Source organism: Nitrospira sp. Nam74 (assembly GCF_965152615.1).
In genome coordinates this window covers 1,573,083-1,592,311 of the sequence record NZ_OZ224220.1, presented here as the reverse complement: position 1 = coordinate 1,592,311, position 19,229 = coordinate 1,573,083, and the positions used below count along the sequence as shown (strand labels likewise).

The window sequence follows — 19,229 nt, the reverse complement described above, 5'->3', positions numbered from 1 at the left end:
GACCTCTTTCATAGGGTGTACAATGGCATGACAAACTATCCGCTATGCACGGCATAGAAGACATTTTCCCTATGACATCCATTTTATTCATTTGCAGCGGAAATATCTTTCGGAGCATGGTCGCCGAATATGCCTTGAAATCTTTGCTTGGCCGCTCGTCGCCCTACATCGTCGGATCGGCCGGCACTGAGGCCCTTCCCCAACAAATCCATCCCTTGATCCGTGAGCGCCTCATGGCCAGAGGCACCGACCCCTCCAACCATATCCCACGTCGATTAACTCTGGATATGCTCGACAGCGCGACGCTCCCGGTCGCCATGGGACTCAACCACCGCGACTGTATCCGCCAACACTTTAATCGCGACGTTCGGCTCTTTAACGAGATTTGCTTTCAAAAGTGCGAACCTATTCTCGATCTGCACGAGGCCATTCCAGACTGGCAGGTCAATCTCGAAGCCTCCCGTGATTACGTGCTGTCGGTCATCGATTATATCTGGAGCACAATGCCGGTCTTTCTCGCCTCACTTCCGGAACGCGAAGGCCCATAGAACCAGCCATAATCGCATCGCGTTTCCGAGGCCGCGGCGCAATAGCGATCAATGGCCCCCGATTACCCTTCTGACCGCAACTCGATATTGAGAAGCTTAATTTTGCGATGAAGGTGACTGCGTTCGATTTGGAGATCATCGGCCGTACGCGAGACGTTCCAGTTATGTTCGCGCAGTTTCCGGCCAATATAGTCCCGCTCGAACGCGTTGCGGGCATCCCGGAGGGAATCATAATTCTTCACGGCTAACAGAGGGCCGCCGGAAGTAGCCTGACCGGGAGCAGCGACCGCAGAGGGACGCACTTGCATGAACATGGCGACATGGGAGGCGTCAATGAGAGAGACGGGCACCATGATCATGAGCCGCTCGATAAGGTTGCGGAGTTCGCGAATGTTGCCGTGCCAATCGCATTGCTTGAGAAGTTCCAACGCGTCCGGTGTGATCTCCTTGGGTTTCAGGCCCTGCTCTTCTGCATGCGCATGCAAAAAATGCCGGACCAGTAAGGGAATGTCCTCGCGCCGTTCACGCAGAGGCGGCACTTCGATCGGTAGCACGTTGAGCCGATAGAATAAATCGTCCCGAAAATTGCCTTTGCCGATTTCCTGCGCCAGGTCTTTATTTGAGGCGGCGATCACCCGTACATCGACCTTAATCAGTTTGGTGCCCCCCACCCGGGTAAACTGTTGCTCCTGTAGCACACGCAGCACCTTGGCTTGCGTATTGAGACTCATGTCGCCGATCTCGTCCAGAAACAGCGTGCCGCCGTCGGCCTGTTCGAATTGCCCGCGCTTTTGCACAGTCGCTCCCGTAAAAGCGCCGCGTTCGTGCCCGAGCAATTCGCTTTCGATGAGATTTTCTGGGATAGCTGCGCAATTCACGGCGACAAAAGGCCGGTCGCGCCGAGGACTGGCGACATGAATAGCACGGGCCACCAATTCCTTTCCCGTTCCATTCTCGCCGGAAATCAACACGCGGCCGTTGGTGGGACCGGCGGTGGCAATTAATTGTCGAAGCCGCTGCATCGCGGGGGAAGCGCCCACGAGTTCGAACCGTCGTTCGACCTTCGTTCGGAGGGTCTGATTTTCTTCTTCCAGTCGTCGTTGGTCCAAGGCATGGCGGATCCTCAGCGTCACGTTTTCCAACGATAAGGGCTTTTCAATGTAGTCATAGGCGCCCAGCTTGATTGCCTTGACCGCCGTTTCAATCGATCCATGGCCGGACATCACCACAATCAGCACCTTCGGCATCTGATCACGGGCGCGCTTCAATGTCTCGAGCCCGTCCATCTCGGGCATCCAGATATCCAACAGCATCAGATCGGGCGGCTCGGCCGCTAGGATCTTCAATGCGTCGGCGCCGCTCTTGGCGACCGTCACTTGATAGCCTTCATCCTCAAGAATCGGGCTCAAGGAATTCAAAATCGCCACTTCATCATCGACAATTAGAATGGATTCAGACATGGACCCCCGTGAGACTATGTAGCCATCAGCTTTCAATGATCAGCCGTCAGCCATGCTGGCGGCCGACAGCTATCCCTTCCACCGGCAATTCAAACGTAAAGACGGCACCCTTCGGCTGATTGTTGGCTGCCTGAATTTGTCCATCGTGATCGGTAATGATGCGGTGCACGATAGCCAATCCCAAGCCGGTGCCGGTTTTCTTCCGTGAAAAGTACGGCACGAACAAACGCTCCTGATCCTCCGGATTGATCCCGACCCCCTCGTCGGCGACGGACACGACGGCACGATGTTTCTTCGTATCGTACCGCGTCGTGACCAAGACGCTGCCCTTCTGATTCATGGCTTGAATGGCATTGTCGAAGAGATTGACGAAGACCCGCTTGATCTGCTCCTTGTCGAAATTCAACGGCGGGAGCCGGTCATCCAACGCCAGGTGAAATTCGATGTCGCGGTGGGCGCCGTTGTAGAGCGCCACCACTTCACGCATGACCTCATGGAGCGATTGCCGGGCCATTTGCGGCAACGGCAAACGCGCGAATTTTGAAAATTCATCGACCATCTGCTTGAGGCTTCCAACCTCGTTCACAATGACTTCGGTCGATTCGTCGAAGATGGCCTCGAAATCAGGCGCCTTTTCGAAGAACTTCTTACGAAGCCGCTGAGCGGACAACTGGATGGGTGTTAGGGGATTCTTAATCTCATGCGCAACCCGGCGCGCCACCTCTTGCCAGGCGGCCACTTTCTGCGCCTTGATCAGTTCCGTCAAATCCTCAAAGACAAAAACGAACCCGAGATCTTCTCCCGATTCATTCCGCATCCTGGACAAGTTCAAGCCCACGGTCAAGAACTTGCCTTCGATGTCCATTTGACCTTCGAGCGTAAGACTGTCACGGCCATCCGCCAGCACCCGCTCGTACGCGCTCTGAAAGAGATCCAAGCCCCGTGCCTTGAACGCCTCGTTCACCGGGCGATCTCGAAGCTGCTCTCCGGTGACGCCAAGAATGCGTTCGGCAGACGGATTGAACGTCGTAATCCTCCCAACTTGATCGATAGACAACACGCCGGCGGCTATCGTATCGACCACGGCCTGCGTATAGGCCCGCCGGTCATCCAACTCCTGGTTCGATCGGGTCAAGGACGTATTCGCTTCTTCCAATTTGGATTTGCTTATTCGCAAGTCCTGCGTCATGCGATTAAAGGAATCCACGAGCGTTCCAATCTCGTCGGTAGCTTTGGCTTTAATTTGCACATTCAAGTTTCCTCGCGCAATCGCATTCGTGGCCTCCGCGAGCCGTTGGATCGGCACCGTGATACTGCGAGCGACATAAAACCCGAACCAGGTGGCTCCAAACAGAATCATCAACGTAATGCCGCCGACAAATAAATAGGCCCCCGCCTTGATTGGATTTTTCATCGCCTTAATTTGCTTGTACTCGTTATACTGCCGGGCAATCGCTTCCCATTTTGCCAAGAGCGATTCGGGCAGATAGTCGTCCACCACGACAACGCCGGCCACTGCGCCGTGTTTTATATTCGAGGGGATCGGAACGCCTGCCCGAATCAAACGCCCGTTCTGCGATTCCTGCACCGAGGTAAGTTCCCGATTGCTGTTCAATACTTGCAAGACGAGCTGCCCGACCGGCAAATCAAGGACCGTCGAGGGCACGTCGGGATTGAGCGTCTTCGTGAGCGTCTCCATTTTGGGAGAAAACACTTCCACGCCGGCGACATTATGCTCGGCACGTTTGCGCGCCATCGCCGCCACGAGAAGATCGCGCTGCTCGGGCGTCAGCATGTCTTCTCGGAAGATTTCGCGGCCAATTGCGCGCGCGCTGGTGACCGCCAGGGCAATATGGCCATCACGATACATCCGCGCCACCTCGTGCGAATCCTTCAGCACCTGTTCCACCTGGGTGTTGAACCACATATCCACGGCCTTATTCACCAACCCGCTCGCAACGACCGCCAGTAGCACCGTCGGGATCAACGCGAACCCGATAAACGCGGCCACCAGTTTCGTGCGAAAGCCGGCCCCCAGTAAACGATGCCGGCGCTCGAAATACGTCTTGATCAAGTTGCGGGACAAGAGCAGCGTCAGCACGACCAAGCCGATGAGATCCAGGTTGATCAGCAACAACACGAAGGCATAGTTGGCGGTCGGCAGGAGCGAATCAGGCTCAGCCGTCCCAGGCGTGCCGTATTTGGAGTAATACATGGTGAGGACGAGCGAAGGAACCAGCAGGAGCAAGACGACCCAGACTGGCCGAAGATGCGGACCGCGTCTGTCCGGTTCGCTGACCACTTCTTCAGGACGCCCCACCGTGTCTTCTTGCGACATGGGCGGCTCAAAGAGAAGCGGTGGAGCGGATCGTATGCCGGAAGGCGCAAGATCCCTGGACGGCGGAGATTCTACGGTCGATTCCGATCGCGAATGAAATCGATCTGCCATCACAGACTCCGCTGATGCGTCGCAGCCCAGGAGGCCTCGAACACATGATAGGGTTCTTTCAAGACTGTTTCAAATGCCGTACTAAATTCATCAGCCTGCACGAGGGCCTCTAACAAGCGCCGAACTCGTGACCACCCGTAGCGATGAATGAGGGCCCGTGTGGCGCTGAGACTTTCTGCATAGGCTAACGTGGCCTCACGAGGCGAAAGACTGAGAAAACTCCCGTGCAAGGCATGCAGCGGCGTCAATTCAGTCTGCGGACGATCGAGAATCGTGCTACTCCAAGAGGGTGCGCGGCCTTCGAAGTATAACGCCAGTCCTTCGTCCAGCCAGGTCGGAGCACGGCCCCCGGCAAGACGATGCACGAGCGCGTGTGCATATTCATGCGCCAGCGTGGCCTCTGCTTCCGGTGATGGATGTAGCACGCGTCCGGCCGCCAGATGAATTTTGCCATCGAACGCAGCGCCGGCCCACGATGGACTGTCTGTGAATGCTTGAAAGGCACCATCGGAATAGAGCACGACAATCATCTTCTCCTTCGGCCGATGTTGCAATCGTTCTCCGATTCCCTCGTAGAGGACTTCCAGCCGATGAGCGAGGCGTTTCATCCTCAGGCGCTGTGCCTCAGCGCATTTTACGATAAAATGCGGGGTCACGATACGTGCAAAGTCTGCTTCGAATTGTTGCGCTCGACGCGCATGAAAGAGTCCGTCCTGAATGGAGACGTCATTAGGATTTAACGTCAATGCCGACTCGTAATGGCTGACGGCATCGGCAAGCTGATCGCGCATGAACGCGACATCGCCGAGCACGATATGCGCCTGGTCCATGCCCGCGTCGAGGCGAAGGGCCCGCTTTACATTCTCAACCGCCGCATCGTATTGCACCAACCGATAGTAACTCAGACCGAGGCCCAAAAATACTCGTGGATCGTGTAATGACCCAGCCTTGGCCTTGTTGAAGGCCTGAATGGCACCGCGATAGTTACGGCGTTGGATCAAGGCCCATCCTCTCTCGACGTCGGCACGTCGTTCGTCAGGGATGGCCACCGAGCGGGGACGAGATAGGGCGATCCCCTCGGAGCCAGCCGATAGTACGGCCCGAACACTATGGCTTGGATTGATGGTTGGCGTTGTCGCCGCGCTTGCATCAAACGGAGGTGCTGGGGTTTCCTGAGCAGGATCGGCACGCTTGGCATAGAAGTCAACGTCGCCTCGCCATGAATCAATAGCAATGCCGTCAACGGACGGTCGGGATCCAAGAACGAGGAGGCTCAGGATGAGCGTGAAATGACGAAACACCGGTCATGTGCTCCAATGGAAATGCGTTGCGACGATTGAGAACTGAAAGCGGCGACGTCTTGAAAAGGAAAGAAGCGCTGGCTCAGAGCAATGGCTACGAGGAATGGGGCGAGTGCGTGCCCGAGGCCGCATCGACGTATTTCATTCGCAGAGCATACAGCATGTCCGTCAGTACGGCTTGCTCCTCAGTCGTCAGGTTCCCTCGTGTCTTGCTTTCCAACATCGAAAGAATGTCGATGATCTCTTTGGCTTGAGGCAGGTTGACAGGCATCTTCCCTTGTTGCGGATCCAGCTGTTCCCCCATCAACATCATCGCCGACGTGCTGAGGGAAAAGATAAAGCCGGAAAAAGTCACGGGCATAGCGCCTTCATGACTTGGTGCGGTCTTTGATGTGGCGCTTTCTCGAGGAGCCCCAGAAGACGGCGCAGCGGAAGAAGTAGGGGCAGAGCTGGAAGCAACGGCCTCCTTCTCCTCTCCCCGACCACGACGATCACGGATGACAAATGCTTTAGATTCTTCGTCACTCATCTCGACACCATTTTCTATCCACGCGTAAGCTCTCACATTTTTACCACAGGGCACATTGAATCGCAAACGGAAATCCATAATAATGGATGAGCGGAGGGGCAATCGGATGTCCCTCTATGCTCGCGCACCGCGCACGTTCAGAAAGTGCTCGCCTGGGATTAGGGCGTCTTGGCGCGCCTGGGATGGGTCAGAATAAAAGAGGAGCAGAAGGAGCACCCGGCTGCTATGTCGAAATCATTTGACGATCTTGTGCAGTTGATGGCGAGACTGCGAGCGCCAGATGGGTGTCCTTGGGATCGAAAGCAGACCCATGGGTCGTTGAAGCCCTATTTGGTTGAGGAAGCTTATGAAGTGCTGGAAGCCATCGACCATACCGATATCACGCGCTTGCGTGAGGAATTGGGCGACGTCTTGTTGCAGGTGATCTTTCATGCCCAGATCGGAACCGAGCAAGAGAAATTTTCAATAGACGATGTGATTCATACCCTGGCGGAAAAACTCGTCAGACGCCATCCTCACGTCTTCGGGACCACGGAACAGAAACAAGAAAGCCTCAACGCAGACGATGTCAAGGTCCGCTGGGAACAGATTAAACGGAACGAACGAGAGGAAAAGGGGCAGGACAGCTCCGCGTTAGACGGCGTTCCCAAAACTCTTCCCGCACTCCTGCGCGCCTATCAAGTACAAGCCAGAGCTGCTCGCGTAGGATTTGACTGGTCCGACTTAACGCCCGTCTTGGGAAAGCTGGAAGAAGAGTTGCGAGAATTCCGTGACGCAATGGCGGCTAGTACAACAACGGCACCGTCAACGTCGACTGAGGCTAAAGAGCACGTTGAATCGGAACTTGGAGACGTCTTATTCACGATCGTGAATGTCGCTCGCTTTCTCAAGATCAACCCTGAAGAAGCGCTGAGAAAAACCATTAACCGATTTATCGACCGGTTTCAATATATGGAAGCCCAGGCGGCGCTGGCCGGCCGATCGCTTCAGGACATGACCTTGGAGGAATTGGATGTATTCTGGGGACAGGCGAAACGCCGTACGCCGGTTCCCACCGAGTCCAATAACTCCTGATTTCACGCGTCGATTGATTATGGATAAAGGCAACGCTTACGAAGAAGGCAAACGGGCGGGGGCGCACCCGGCCCTGGTGCTGTTCGGCGTGATTATCGGGTTATGGGTTCTCATCATGCTCTTCATCCCGAACCCCAAAAAAGATAAGCAGGGCACCGTTCCAGAGAATCCCGAAGCCGCACAGCGGATTCACGAGGAACCCGATGCCCCTCCCGTTATGTTTTCTGTCGCCGCAACCGTCCCCGATATGAACGCGGTCAGCCTGCTTGTCCCGCCACAAGCGACTGCCAGCCAGATCGTAGGCCTCGTGAAAAAACTTCGCGAGGCGCGTCTAAGCAATACCCTCGTCGATCTCGGAATTCCACCCACGACGCCAGGGCACAAACTTGGGTCACATGCTATTGCAGACATTTACATTTTTTCTGACCGACAGTATGCAACTGCCGATGCGATCCGTGTCTTGGCACGCGGAGCCCATGCGCCGGGCGAATTATACCCGCAAGCCGTTCCATTTGAGCTTGCGATGGAACACGTCCGTGGCCACTACCGGATCGATCTCCACGATACCGGGAATCCCGACCAGGGATCGCTGGGATTTGCCGATGAGTCGGGGGTCCATTCCAAACATTTCCGACGGGTGTTTGGCAACTCATAGCCACAGCTATGCACAGGTTCTGCCCAAGCCAACTATAAGCCGAGAATAATTACGTACGACACCAATATCTTGTGGTGGACATCTCGCGCTATACAATGCCTAAAAGTTGGGCATCCTGCCAACACCGAACAGAGAGTAGGCGTTTAGACTACGGCAAGAGAGTTGCCCACAGCGTTGTCCACAGATTCTGGGGACGGCGTGACGTGAAAAACCTGTTGACTTTTTATCGGCCGCACGAACTCGTACAGGTACTTAAAGACGGGCTCGCTGTGTAATTTCCTGGCGGAGCGCTGCCTGAGACTCCTGCATCCAGGCATCCAATTGCGCAAAGAGATGCGACAGAGGACCCGTAAATGGGCCCACCATCACGTCGCCTCGCTCTAAGAACATGCCTTCTTCGTTGGCAATCTGTAACTTGCGATCGGCGATCCGCCGTGACAACATTTGCGTGACAATCATCTGCTGACCGGGACTGCCCCCGGTAATGCCCAGAATCTTTGTCTTAAAATAGTCCAGCTCGTCCGGGATCGATACCTTCACTCGCACGCCGTTTGGCGTCGGCCAGTTCGGCCGCTGTATCGAATAGTCGTATGAGAAGACGAGCTCGCGCGGCTCTCGGTACGGTCCACTGACATTGAGTGTGGTAAACGGATGTATCATCGTCGCCGCTCCAGCTTGATGAAGGTCAGCTCGCCTTCGCCATCCGTCGGGCCTCGCCAGGCTTGCAAACCATCCCGGACATTATACAGATTGGTGTAGCCCGCACGCCCCAGCAAGTCACACGCCAGCCGGCTTCGCTCCCCGCTGGAGCAATAGATGAGAATCTTTTCCCGCGAGTCGGGAATATCGGTTCGATACCGTTTATCCAGCTCTTCAAAGGGAACCAGCTTAGCGTTCGTGACATGTTTGGCAGCAAACTCCTTGGGAGTCCTAACATCCACCACGAGCAGCGTATCCGATTGGTATCCTCCACTACTCTCAATGAGGCGTTGAGCTTGTTCTGCCGTCACATCTTCATATAGGCGCCCCGTAACGATCAACTCCGGTAGAACGGGCTTTCCGGATGTGAGATTGGCCACTTGCCATCGCAACGGCTGAATCGCCTCTCGAATGTCTTCGGGCACCCGCTTGAGCCGGCTCTCGCTGTAGTACTGCGCGCGCTTCAAGTCCTGAAGCTCCTTTCCAAAATTCCGGCATCGCCACAATGCCATTCCGGCAAGAACCACTCCGACGAGTGCTCCGACCAATAAGACCGCTTCCATCTGTTCTCTTTACCTCACTACTTCAGCTCGGTTCGTATTCTTCACAAGGTCGTGCAATACTATTCTCCAGCTTGTCCGCAAGTCGTCATCCAGCGTATCCATCTACGAAGACAGCCGGCATACATCGCGAAGCACGCGCTCAGCCGTTTCGGTCCCATCTCGGATACAATCCGGGATACCGATTCCGCGATAGGCCGATCCCGTGAGGTACAGACCGTGGTACGATTGCAGCTGGCTGTGAATTCTATCCAATCGCTGGAGATGACCCACTTGATATTGGGGCATCCCGCGTTCCCATCGATTGACTTCCGCGTAGACCGGTTCCTGGGTGATCCCCGCGATGGTCTGTAATTCGTCGCGTACCCGTCGGATCATAGAGGAATCATCAGCGTACGCAATCGCCTCGCGGCCCACTCCGCCGACATAACACCGAACGAGCGTGTGCGATGCGGGCCCTCGATGCGGCCACTTGAGCGACGTCCATGTCGCGGCCAGCAAATCTCGGCGTTCAACTCGAGGGACGACAAACCCGAACCCCTTGACCAGCGGGCTCAGATCGGTCGTGTGATAGGCCAGTGACACGGTGGCCGTCGAGGCATATGGGATAGCCGCGAGCAAGGCCGACGCTTCAGGACTCAAGGTGCGCACCAGTGCAGCGGAGGCAAAGGCCGGAGTGGCTAAGACGACCGCATCGGCAGCCATCGGCGATCCCTTTTCCAGAAGCACCTCATACGGCGTCGAGATCGATCGCATCGACCGCGCGCGAATAGCCGTAACCCGCTGCCCGTATAGGACTTTCATTCCGGACGTCGTGAGGCGGGGCAGGAGTGCATCGACGAGTGTGCTGAGCCCGCCCTGCAACGTCACAAAGGTCGTCCGGCGCTCCAGGCCATCACCATTCAAGGATTTTGATGCGCTCGCTGCGAGCATGCCGCGGAGCAGACTGCCGTGCTGTTGTTCCAACTCTACGAATCGGGGAAACGTCGCTCGGATGCTCATGTCTTCCGCATCGCCCGCATAAATTCCAGCCATCAGGGGCTCGATGAGGCGTTCAAAAGCTTCCGTTCCAAAGCGCCGACGGAAAAAGTCTGCAAGTGATTCGTCCTGAGTCGTGGAGCCCTTCGAGATCACGAAGTCTAACCCCATTCGCATGATGCCCGGCCACGAGACCAGGCCGCTGCGCAAGAAAGGGCCTAACTTTGCAGGCACGATGACTACGAGGCCGTCAGGTAACGGCCTCAAACGTCCCCGTGAGTAGACAAAGGCCTTCTCACGAGCCTCATTCGTATTGATCAGTTGTTCGGAAAGTCCAAGTTCGCGGCAAAGATCTAAGGCCCACCGTTTCTGCGAAAGGAACGAATCGGGTCCGGCCTCAATGACGAAGTCATCGACCCGGTGGGTGAGAATCTTGCCGCCGCATCGGGCGTCGGCTTCAATTAGCGTACAGGTCAGCGGCACGCCTGAGGATGCAGCACGTGATTGCAGCGCGTGCGCCGTTGCCAATCCGGTAATTCCGCCACCGACAACGACGACATGTTTGGAGGGAGCTGACATCAAGAACAAAACTAACCGACAAGAGAAGCCTGGTGCTCCTCCAGCAGTGAAGCCAGGATCGTAATGAGTGCCGGACTGGCGTTCAGCATCGCTATGCGCTCGAGTTGCATACCTTTAGACTCCGCCAGCCGCCGAAATTCGATATCCACATCATACAGCACTTCGAGATGGTCCGAGAGAAAGCCGATAGGTGCGATTAGGACATGCCGATGTCCGTGGTGGTGGAGGTCCTCGATCATCGACTCGACGGTCGGGCCGAGCCATTTCTCACCGGATCGGCCCTGGCTTTGATAGGCGAAGCGCGTGGTCACGGGACGTAAGTGTCCGCACACTGCCTGCATCGTCCCTTGCACCTGCGCCGGGTACGGATCGTTTATCTGAAGAATCCGCTCCGGCAAACTATGTGCGGTGAAAATAATGGGCACCCGAGGTCGTACCGCAGTGGGAAATTTTTGCAACGCCTGGGTGATATTCTCCGCGATTGCATGGATCAACCCCGGATGACGGTACCAGCTTTCCACGTAGCTGATGGGAAATTCGCCCCCGACTGCGGCTCTGGCCTCTTCGACCTTTTTGACGTAGGCGCCGATGCTCAAGGCCGAATATTGCGGAGCCATGCAGATGCCGATCAGCCGGTCCGGACGCCTCCCCATCAACTCGGCATAGGCATCTTTGATGTACGGATGCCAATGGCGCATGCCGACGTAGACGCGAAAGGTTTCCGTTCCAGCGACATTCAACTTTTGCTCCAGAAGCGTCGCGACTTCACGCATAATCCCGAGGACCGGTGATTTTCCGCCGGTCAGCTTATAGCGCTCTCGTATCTCTTCAATCAGCTCAATAGGGGTCGGCCGCCCTCCACGGACATCCAAGAGATACGGCTCGATATTTTCGACACTGTCCGGCCCGCCTAGGGCCATGAGGAGTACCGCGGTGGAATTCGAAGATCTCGACATCATTGCCAATAATGAGTTAAAGGTCGAACGCGAAAGTGAGCGGGATCCTCACATTGCCTTTTTACTGTTCTCTGTTAACCCGCGCACTCACTGTTGGCTGAGCTTATGTACCAGATCGACCGCGGCGGCCACGTTTTCCACCGGTGTGTTGGGAAGAATCCCGTGTCCGAGATTGAAAATGTGCCCGGGACGCCTCCCTGCGCGCTCAAGGATATCTTCGACGCGACGCTCTATCTCATGCTGTGGTGCAAAGAGGACCACGGGATCGAGATTGCCCTGGATCGCCACGTCATGTCCGATGGTCGCCCAGGCGTCATCTATCTGAACGCGCCAATCTACACCAAGCACATTCGCACCGGCCTTGTGCATGAGAGGCAGGAGCATAGCCGTGCCGGTTCCAAAGTAAATCAACGGAACCGTTTCGCGCTGTAATCCTTCAAAGATGAGCTGCACGTGGGGCAGAACATATTCCGCATAGTCTCCGGGAGAGAGGCAGCCGACCCAACTATCGAACACTTGAACAGCCTGTGCTCCCGCCTGAATCTGCTGCCGCAGATATCCCGTCACCACACGAGCCAGTTTATCCATGAGTCGATGCCATGCCTCGGGCTCGCGATACATCATGGATTTGGTTTCGATGTAATTTCTCGAACCGCCGCCTTCAATCGCATAACTCGCCAAGGTAAACGGGGCGCCCGCAAACCCGATCAGCGGGACACGATCAGCCAAAGCTTGTCGCGCTTGCCGAATTGCGTCAGAGACGTAGCGCAATTCGTCGCCATCGATCGTCTTCAAACCATCGACTGCCCCCCGGCTTCGGACTGGATTATCGATGACCGGCCCCTCGCCTTCAGTGAATTTCAAGCTCAGCCCCATGGCTTCCAGCGGCAACAGGATATCCGCAAAGATAATGGCGGCATCGAGAGCAAACCGGTCGATGGGTTGGAGCGTGACTTGGGCCGCCAGTTCAGGCGTTTTACAGACATCAAGGATGGACCGTGTCGCGCGCACTGCCTGGTATTCCTTCATGTACCGTCCGGCCTGGCGCATAAACCAAACGGGCGTACAATCAACCGGCTCGCGTCGACAGGCTTTCAGAAATCGATCGTTCATAAGGAGTGGCATTCTAAAGACTGGTGAAGGGGAGTGTCAATTGAACGGTGATCGTCTGAAAGTGCGCTTATCGCAAAGACCGAGACAGTGCTGGAAGAATCGTAGTACGTTCACTACGATCGGAAATAGAAGGACTCAACCACCACATTTCCTCAAGCCTGTGGCACCATGGATAACAGCGCCGAAGGAGTGAATCATGAAAATCGTAGTCAGCGGTGGAACGGGATTCGTCGGGCGGCCCCTGTGTCTTCTCTTGATCGAACATGGCCATGACGTGACCGTGCTCTCACGCCGAAGAGACGAGAAAGCAGCCGACTCAAGAGTCAGGATGGTGTACTGGGATGGAATCACGCGAGGCAATTGGGAAGATGCATTGAGAGGCGCGAACGCCTTGATCAATCTTGCCGGCGCACCAATCGCCGACCGGCGCTGGACAGCCACACGAAAGAAAGCCCTGATTGAGAGCCGTGTGGGGCCAACCCGACTGCTCATCGAGGCATTATCTGCACTCCCGCGGGCTCCTGAAATCCTGATTAATGGCTCGGCAATCGGGTATTACGGTCCGCGCGACGATCAGCCGTTGCACGAAACAGCGGAACCCGGGTCAGGGTTTCTGTCGGACCTGTGCCGCAGATGGGAACAAGAGGCCACATTGGCCGAGCAGCGGGGCACGCGCGTCGTGTGTCTTCGCACAGGCATGGTGCTGGGGAAGCACGGCGGCGCGTTGCCGCCGATGCTGCTGCCCTTTCGGTTATTTATGGGGGGACCCATCGGCCCCGGCACTCAATGGATATCCTGGATACACCTGGACGATCTGACTGGGCTGATCCTTTGGCTTCTGACCACCCCTCACATCACGGGTGGAGTCAATGCAGTGGCGCCTCAACCCGTCAGGATGCGTGAATTTGCCGCCACGTTAGGAAGCGTACTGAAGCGACCATCCTGGCTTCCCGTCCCGGCATGGTCACTGCGTCTGGTCCTCGGCGAACTCGCCACCCTCATGACGACGGGCCAGAGGGTGATCCCTAGAGTGGCGCTACACAATGGATTCGAATTCCGATACCCCTCATTGTTGATGGCATTGGCACAACTTGAAAGCACTTCCGCATAAGACTATCGTTGGCTCTACTCCTGCAACGACCTATTGGCAGGTGATGATCGATGCAAATCTGCAACAACGTGGGACGATGACGAACTCTCGCACGGATATGTTCACTGGGTGCAGTGAGTCAAAAGGCTCTCCCAATGACACGACACTACGCGTCGGGATCAGCCAATGCTTGCTTGGCGATGCTGTGCGGTTCGATGGCGGTCATAAGCGCGACAGTTTTTTAACTGATGTACTCGGGAGTCATGTCGAATGGGTGCCTGTATGCCCGGAGGTGGAGGCAGGATTAGGCGTCCCACGGGAACCCATCCACTTAGTCAGTGGGACCACTTCACCGCGCCTAATGAGCGTCAGGACGGGAATTGATCATACCGTGATGATGGAGCGGTTTTCGAAAGAGCGAGTGCAGGCACTTGAGGCCTTACATCTTTGCGGATATGTGTTCAAACATAATTCACCGAGCTGCGGCATGGAGCGAGTCCGGATCTACAACTCACACGGCATGCCGGTGCGATCAGGAGTCGGCGTGTTTGCTCGGACATTCATGGCACACTTTCCGCTCGTGCCGGTGGAAGAGGAAGGCCGACTGAAGGACCCAATCATTCGCGAAAATTTTATCGAACGGATTTTTTGCTATCGCCGGTGGCAGGACCTTCGATCACGCGGCACCACTCGTGCCGCGCTCATTGAGTTCCATACTCGACACAAAATGCTGTTACTCGCACACAGCCGAGATCGCTATCAGGCACTCGGGCGTCTGGTGGCAGATGCAAAGACCTATCCGATGCGTGAACTCACTCGGCGGTACGGCACAGAATTCATGCACGCCTTGACGGTCAAGGTGACGGCGCGAAAGCACGCCAATGTCCTTCAGCATATCGTCGGTTATTTCAGCTCAAAACTCGATATGGCGCGCAAGCGCGAACTTCACGATGTGATCGAGGACTACCATCACGGGCTGGTGCCCTTAATCGTACCCATCACCCTCATCAAGCACTATGTGGGACTCTTCCAGATTCCGTATCTACAGCAACAAGTGTATCTCAATCCGCACCCGAAGGAACTGATGCTGCGGAACCATGTATGAGTCGTGTCAGTCAGACCCAGTCGGAATCGCTTCGATCGCGCGTAGAACGAAGTTGACTGCTGAGCCCCTCCCGAATCGCCGTACTGTCGGCATCTAAGCCGGCCGCCTCCTCATCCGAAAGGATCGAAGCATCATCAGGGTTCAGCTCGATACGATAATGATTCTTACGAATGGAAAACCATTCAATGTAGGGGTGCGGCGACAGGTTAGGATGCGGATCGAAGGAGATAAGGCTCACCTCCCCGACTTGCGGAATTTCAAAATCGGCCAGTGCATGGCCGGCTAGGTCGTCATCTTCGAAACGGCTGTTGTGGAAGCGAATCGCCCTACCCGCAATCTCGCCTTTGAAGTCGCCCTTGAGACACACATCGACAGAACCCAGTGCCGCAAACGTTATCCGTCCCACGACACTCCCCGGCACGCGATTGTCGAGAAAGCCTTCTTTGACCCATCGGCTATTGCCGAATTTCTGCGCCATCAGTCTTCCCGTTAGGAAGCGGCCGGTGACTCGGCGGATTCCACCAACTTCTCCACTTCTGGAGCGAGGGCACCGATCACCACCGCGGTGAGAATAATGGCGCTCCCCAGCAATCCCCGCGCGTTCATCTGCTCACCCAGGAAATACCACGACAGCCAGGCTGCATACGCAGGTTCAAGGGAGAAGATCAGCGCCACGCGTTGGGCGGGTACGAGTCGCTGGGCCCACACCTGCACGGCGAACGCCCCGGTCGCAAACACGCCCGTGACAATCAGGCAAATGAGGAGGAGTGCAGTGGGAGCAAAGGCACCGGGCGGCGGCGCCTCCAGTGACATGGTCGGCAAAAGAATACTGCTCGTTAGCATCAACTGCCAGATGAAGAAAGAACGCGGATCACCTTCACGCGAATACGATTCTAAACAAGCAATGTGAGCCGCAAAGGCGATGGCACATCCCAACGTGAGGACATCTCCAAGGTTCAACAACACCGTGGGATCGACCAAACACCACAAACCGACGAGTGCAAGTGCGGCGGACACCCAAATACGCGGCTGGAAACGGCCGAGGAGCAAGGGAACAAAGACGACGTACAGCGCGGTAATGAACGCTGAATTGGAGGCACTGGTATACTGAAGTCCCACGGTCTGAAGCACATAGCCGAGAAACAGCCAGACCGTGGCGATGGCGCTCCGCCTCAATGTCTTCCGATCCCAGTCCAATCCCTGACGCATGAAGGCGAGCATGGCGAGGGAACACAGGGTCCCGATTAGAAAACGAAGGAAGAGGAAAGACAGGGGCGGAATTTGTTCGAGAACCGCCTTCGTCGCCGGAAACGTGGCGCCCCAGACGAAGGTTGTGAGCAGCAGAGCAAGCTGAGGCATTGGCGCAAATAGTGCTGAGTGACGAGGGCTAAGTGCTGAGTGCGGAGCCGAGAAGCAGAAGAGGTCGCCTTGTCTTGCTGAGCATGCTTGTCTTGCTCAGCACGTACGACTCAGCACTCAGCACTGAATTATGGTTTGCACAAGGAGCAATTTTTCTGGAAGGTGAGCCCGGATTGCTCCATCGCGGCCAATGCGCGTACTTTGTCCGGGTAATCGAACCAGCCACCTTCCCAAAAATCCTTGAACACATGATTCGAGGGAACCTCGGAACAGCGTTCTCGGTGTAGCGTCGCCCGATCGATGGATCGCGCGATGTGAACCCAATACACCATGACACCCACCTCACAAACGCAGGAAAGCTGCTCTTGGTATCAACCTACCATGGGGAAATGGCGGTCTCAACGCACCCCCATGCCATGGTCGTCGACTATTATGGTGAATCACCTCAAACCGGAAGGACTTCCTAGGGCAGGAGCTGCCACTCATCTTTTTCAATAAAGACTTTGACGCCGGTGTTCAATTTTTTGAGATCGTCCTTTTCGAACATCCGGAGATACCGGTCAATTCGATCGGGATCGTCAATTCGCTCTTCCTGAGCCAACCCACTGGCGAGTTTATATTTCCGAATCAGCAGCGGCATCACACCCTCCATACCTGACAGAAACGAACGCGAAGAGGATAAGATACCCGACTGAGATCCGATGGGTCAAGATGTGTGACGCCGCATTTATGGCGCTTATTATGGAGACCATAGCGATCCGACAAACGGGTCAGGTATAATACACCTCTTTCTTTTAAACCGTGGGAGCTATGTATGCCTCGGTATGAATACCACTGTGAAGGATGCGGTGAACAGTTTGAATTGACGCAATCGCTCAGCGCACGCCCCGAGGACACCGTCTGTCCTCATTGTCACGCGCAAAAGGCTATCCGGCTGATGTCAGCATTCGCGTCAAAGATCGTCGGGACGCATAAGACAGGGTTCGCTGAGATGAAAGCCTACAGCATGCTGAATGAGCGAATGGATAAATTTAAGAAACTGCCTCCCGCGTTCGGAAAACGTGCCCCAGCCCCGCCCATTTCTGATGTGTTTTCAGGTTCGCCGAAGAGTCCGGACAAGAGCGGATCGTAAGGGTCATCCAATGATGTCTCGAACGACCGCCCAAGGCCGGGTCATGCCATTTCTCACTCGCATCACGATGGGTTTTTGCTTCATCGTCGCGACACTTTCAGCGGCGTTGGTTGCGGAAGCTGCTGAAGGGGTGTCAGGCAACCTAGTGATTGCCGGAAATGGCCCCGAACAGGCCGTCATGGAACAACTGACGCGAGCCTTTGAAAAGGCAAATCCACGGGCTTACGTCGACATTCTCTGGGATGAAAACTCCAAGCCTGTCGACCTGGTGAAATCGGGCCAGGCACAAATCGCCGTGACAGGCCAAGAAGATGCGGACTTCCATGCCACCCAGATCGGCTGGGACGGGATCGCGGTGGTCGTCAACCTGTCGAATAATACGAAAGAGGTCACTTCTCAGCAGGTCGCGGACATCTTCTCGGGGAAAGTAAAATCATGGTCTGATCTCGGCGGCCCGGACACCAAGATTCTTCTCATCGACCGGCCCCGTAACCGAAATATCCGCGAAACATTTGAGCAACAATTGGGTATCTCTGGCAGGATTCCGGACGGCGTAAAAGTGATTGGGGCCGATGATAAGGCGATTAAGACCGTAGTCGGGACTCTTCCGCCACTGTCCGCGGTCACGTATGTCTCGCTTGGCCCCGCACTCGAAGCGGTCAATTCGGGGGTGGCAATCCGGTTACTGCCGGTCGACAAGGTAGAGCCGGAAGAACCTCCCGTCAAAGACGGTCGGTACAAACTTCGTCGTCCCATCCTCTTGCTCAGCAAACAAGGATCCAATCCAGTCGCAGAGGCTTTTGCCGCCTTTGCACTGACGAAAGAGGGACAAACCATTATCGATAATGAAGGCTATACCCCTCTAGGGCAAAAGAAATAGTGGCCCTCTATATACATCCATCACAACATCATAATGAGATCCTTCATGGAGGAGGCCTTATGCACTATCGTTCGGCCATCATCATAGGACTGCTGTTGACTCTACCGGTCCCAATCGGATGGTCCCAGGAACCGGAACCCCAGAGTAACAATGAGAGCACGCAAGTCGAGGGATTGGGGTTCGGAGCCTATGATACGGAATCGATCAAGGGGTTTGATGAGAACAAAGTCAGCAAAGACCCCGTGTGCGACCGAAACAAGCGACCCCGGATTGCCAAGGTAGAACCGGATGAAGCTCAGCCCGGCGAGAAAATCGTGATCAAAGGTGAAAACTTCGGCACGAAAGAGTGCTTACACGGCGTGACATTTAGCTCGGCGCCAGGCATCAAGGTTAACTACACCTACGTCAATGACGCGACAATTGAAGCCTTGGTCCCGGATGCCAAAGCCGGCATGAGTTTCGTCGTGGTTGTCGCCGGCGGCGGCAGCGCGCAGTCCAAACCCGTCCTGATTAAGGGCAAGTAATCTTTTTAAAAGCTGGTGAGGGAAAAAGATTCCTCTTCCTCCACCAGCTTTTCTTTTCCGACTTTTTCTCTTTTACAACCCAACCATAAGAGAGCTACGGCTGTCCCGATACTGGGCCCCCAAGGCAAGCACATTCTCCTGGGAAGGGACCGTCCTTGGCCTGAAGAGCCTGCTTTAGCAAGGCGTGTGAAAAACGCCCGGGCGATGGGTGGGCCTGCGCGCTTGGCCAGCACTCGAC

The 19,229-nt window shown here is 55.6% G+C and carries 21 protein-coding genes; 8 read left to right on the top strand and 13 right to left on the bottom strand.

Annotated features, from left to right (window positions below):
- The first annotated feature begins 71 nt into the window (after positions 1–71).
- A complete protein-coding gene (locus tag ACWHYZ_RS07660) occupies positions 72–548 on the top strand; it encodes an arsenate-mycothiol transferase ArsC (RefSeq protein WP_447986688.1) in 477 nt (158 codons plus the stop codon).
- A 62-nt stretch (positions 549–610) separates the two neighbouring features.
- Here ACWHYZ_RS07660 and ACWHYZ_RS07655 read toward each other — a convergent pair whose 3' ends face one another.
- From ACWHYZ_RS07655 to ACWHYZ_RS07640, 4 genes are all read right to left on the bottom strand, one after another.
- Entirely contained in the window at positions 611–2,008 is a 1,398-nt protein-coding gene (locus ACWHYZ_RS07655) for a sigma-54-dependent transcriptional regulator (protein WP_447986687.1), read from the bottom strand.
- Positions 2,009–2,054: 46 nt separating this feature from the next.
- Positions 2,055–4,346 carry an ATP-binding protein gene (locus ACWHYZ_RS07650; protein ID WP_447986686.1) on the bottom strand — a complete coding sequence of 764 codons (2,292 nt, stop codon included), beginning with the start codon at positions 4,344–4,346 and terminating at the stop codon, positions 2,055–2,057.
- Between the two features lie 110 nt (positions 4,347–4,456).
- Complete coding sequence (locus tag ACWHYZ_RS07645; RefSeq protein WP_447986685.1) at positions 4,457–5,758, bottom strand: tetratricopeptide repeat protein; 1,302 nt, start codon at positions 5,756–5,758, stop codon at positions 4,457–4,459.
- 94 nt (positions 5,759–5,852) lie between these two features.
- On the bottom strand, positions 5,853–6,119 hold the full coding sequence (locus ACWHYZ_RS07640) for a DUF1844 domain-containing protein (protein ID WP_447986684.1): 267 nt from the start codon (positions 6,117–6,119) through the stop codon (positions 5,853–5,855).
- A gap of 393 nt (positions 6,120–6,512) precedes the next feature.
- Here ACWHYZ_RS07640 and mazG point away from each other — a divergent pair, with 393 nt between their 5' ends.
- Both mazG and ACWHYZ_RS07630 read left to right on the top strand, forming a co-directional pair.
- Positions 6,513–7,361, top strand: a complete 849-nt coding sequence (gene mazG / locus ACWHYZ_RS07635) for a nucleoside triphosphate pyrophosphohydrolase (RefSeq protein WP_447986683.1) — start codon at positions 6,513–6,515, stop codon at positions 7,359–7,361.
- 19 nt (positions 7,362–7,380) lie between these two features.
- Positions 7,381–8,016, top strand: a complete 636-nt coding sequence (locus ACWHYZ_RS07630) for a hypothetical protein (RefSeq protein ID WP_447986682.1) — start codon at positions 7,381–7,383, stop codon at positions 8,014–8,016.
- Between the two features lie 252 nt (positions 8,017–8,268).
- On the opposite strand, the gene ACWHYZ_RS07625 is transcribed toward ACWHYZ_RS07630, so the two are convergent.
- From ACWHYZ_RS07625 to hemE, 5 genes are all read right to left on the bottom strand, one after another.
- Complete coding sequence (locus ACWHYZ_RS07625; protein WP_447986681.1) at positions 8,269–8,676, bottom strand: hypothetical protein; 408 nt, start codon at positions 8,674–8,676, stop codon at positions 8,269–8,271.
- The gene (locus tag ACWHYZ_RS07620) at positions 8,673–9,278 is read right to left on the bottom strand and encodes a rhodanese-like domain-containing protein (RefSeq protein ID WP_447986680.1); all 606 of its coding nucleotides are present in this window, start codon (positions 9,276–9,278) and stop codon (positions 8,673–8,675) included. The genes ACWHYZ_RS07625 and ACWHYZ_RS07620 overlap by 4 nt, the downstream gene beginning before the upstream one ends.
- Before the next feature lie 102 nt (positions 9,279–9,380).
- Positions 9,381–10,832 carry a protoporphyrinogen oxidase gene (gene hemG / locus ACWHYZ_RS07615; protein WP_447986679.1) on the bottom strand — a complete coding sequence of 484 codons (1,452 nt, stop codon included), beginning with the start codon at positions 10,830–10,832 and terminating at the stop codon, positions 9,381–9,383.
- Between the two features lie 11 nt (positions 10,833–10,843).
- Positions 10,844–11,791 (bottom strand): ferrochelatase, encoded by a 948-nt coding sequence (hemH, locus tag ACWHYZ_RS07610; RefSeq protein ID WP_447986678.1) that lies wholly within the window; start codon positions 11,789–11,791, stop codon positions 10,844–10,846.
- Positions 11,792–11,875: 84 nt separating this feature from the next.
- Positions 11,876–12,901, bottom strand: a complete 1,026-nt coding sequence (hemE, locus tag ACWHYZ_RS07605) for a uroporphyrinogen decarboxylase (RefSeq protein WP_447986677.1) — start codon at positions 12,899–12,901, stop codon at positions 11,876–11,878.
- A gap of 196 nt (positions 12,902–13,097) precedes the next feature.
- Here hemE and ACWHYZ_RS07600 point away from each other — a divergent pair, with 196 nt between their 5' ends.
- On the top strand, positions 13,098–14,012 hold the full coding sequence (locus tag ACWHYZ_RS07600) for a TIGR01777 family oxidoreductase (protein WP_447986676.1): 915 nt from the start codon (positions 13,098–13,100) through the stop codon (positions 14,010–14,012).
- Positions 14,013–14,109: 97 nt separating this feature from the next.
- Positions 14,110–15,096 carry a YbgA family protein gene (locus ACWHYZ_RS07595; RefSeq protein WP_447987536.1) on the top strand — a complete coding sequence of 329 codons (987 nt, stop codon included), beginning with the start codon at positions 14,110–14,112 and terminating at the stop codon, positions 15,094–15,096.
- A gap of 10 nt (positions 15,097–15,106) precedes the next feature.
- Here ACWHYZ_RS07595 and ACWHYZ_RS07590 read toward each other — a convergent pair whose 3' ends face one another.
- The 4 genes from ACWHYZ_RS07590 to ACWHYZ_RS07575 form a co-directional block, all read right to left on the bottom strand.
- A complete protein-coding gene (locus ACWHYZ_RS07590) occupies positions 15,107–15,574 on the bottom strand; it encodes a hypothetical protein (protein WP_447986675.1) in 468 nt (155 codons plus the stop codon).
- Between the two features lie 11 nt (positions 15,575–15,585).
- Positions 15,586–16,455 carry a DMT family transporter gene (locus tag ACWHYZ_RS07585; RefSeq protein WP_447986674.1) on the bottom strand — a complete coding sequence of 290 codons (870 nt, stop codon included), beginning with the start codon at positions 16,453–16,455 and terminating at the stop codon, positions 15,586–15,588.
- 128 nt (positions 16,456–16,583) lie between these two features.
- On the bottom strand, positions 16,584–16,787 hold the full coding sequence (locus tag ACWHYZ_RS07580) for a hypothetical protein (RefSeq protein WP_447986673.1): 204 nt from the start codon (positions 16,785–16,787) through the stop codon (positions 16,584–16,586).
- A gap of 131 nt (positions 16,788–16,918) precedes the next feature.
- Positions 16,919–17,095, bottom strand: coding sequence for a hypothetical protein (locus tag ACWHYZ_RS07575; protein WP_447986672.1), 177 nt, complete (start codon positions 17,093–17,095; stop codon positions 16,919–16,921).
- 174 nt (positions 17,096–17,269) lie between these two features.
- Between ACWHYZ_RS07575 and ACWHYZ_RS07570 the strand changes: the two genes are divergently transcribed.
- From ACWHYZ_RS07570 to ACWHYZ_RS07560, 3 genes are read left to right on the top strand one after another with little or no spacing between them, the layout of a single operon-like run.
- A complete protein-coding gene (locus ACWHYZ_RS07570; protein WP_447986671.1) occupies positions 17,270–17,587 on the top strand; it encodes an FmdB family zinc ribbon protein in 318 nt (105 codons plus the stop codon).
- A 10-nt stretch (positions 17,588–17,597) separates the two neighbouring features.
- The gene (locus ACWHYZ_RS07565; protein ID WP_447986670.1) at positions 17,598–18,467 is read left to right on the top strand and encodes a substrate-binding domain-containing protein; all 870 of its coding nucleotides are present in this window, start codon (positions 17,598–17,600) and stop codon (positions 18,465–18,467) included.
- Between the two features lie 59 nt (positions 18,468–18,526).
- Entirely contained in the window at positions 18,527–18,991 is a 465-nt protein-coding gene (locus ACWHYZ_RS07560) for an IPT/TIG domain-containing protein (protein WP_447986669.1), read from the top strand.
- Positions 18,992–19,229 lie beyond the last annotated feature (238 nt).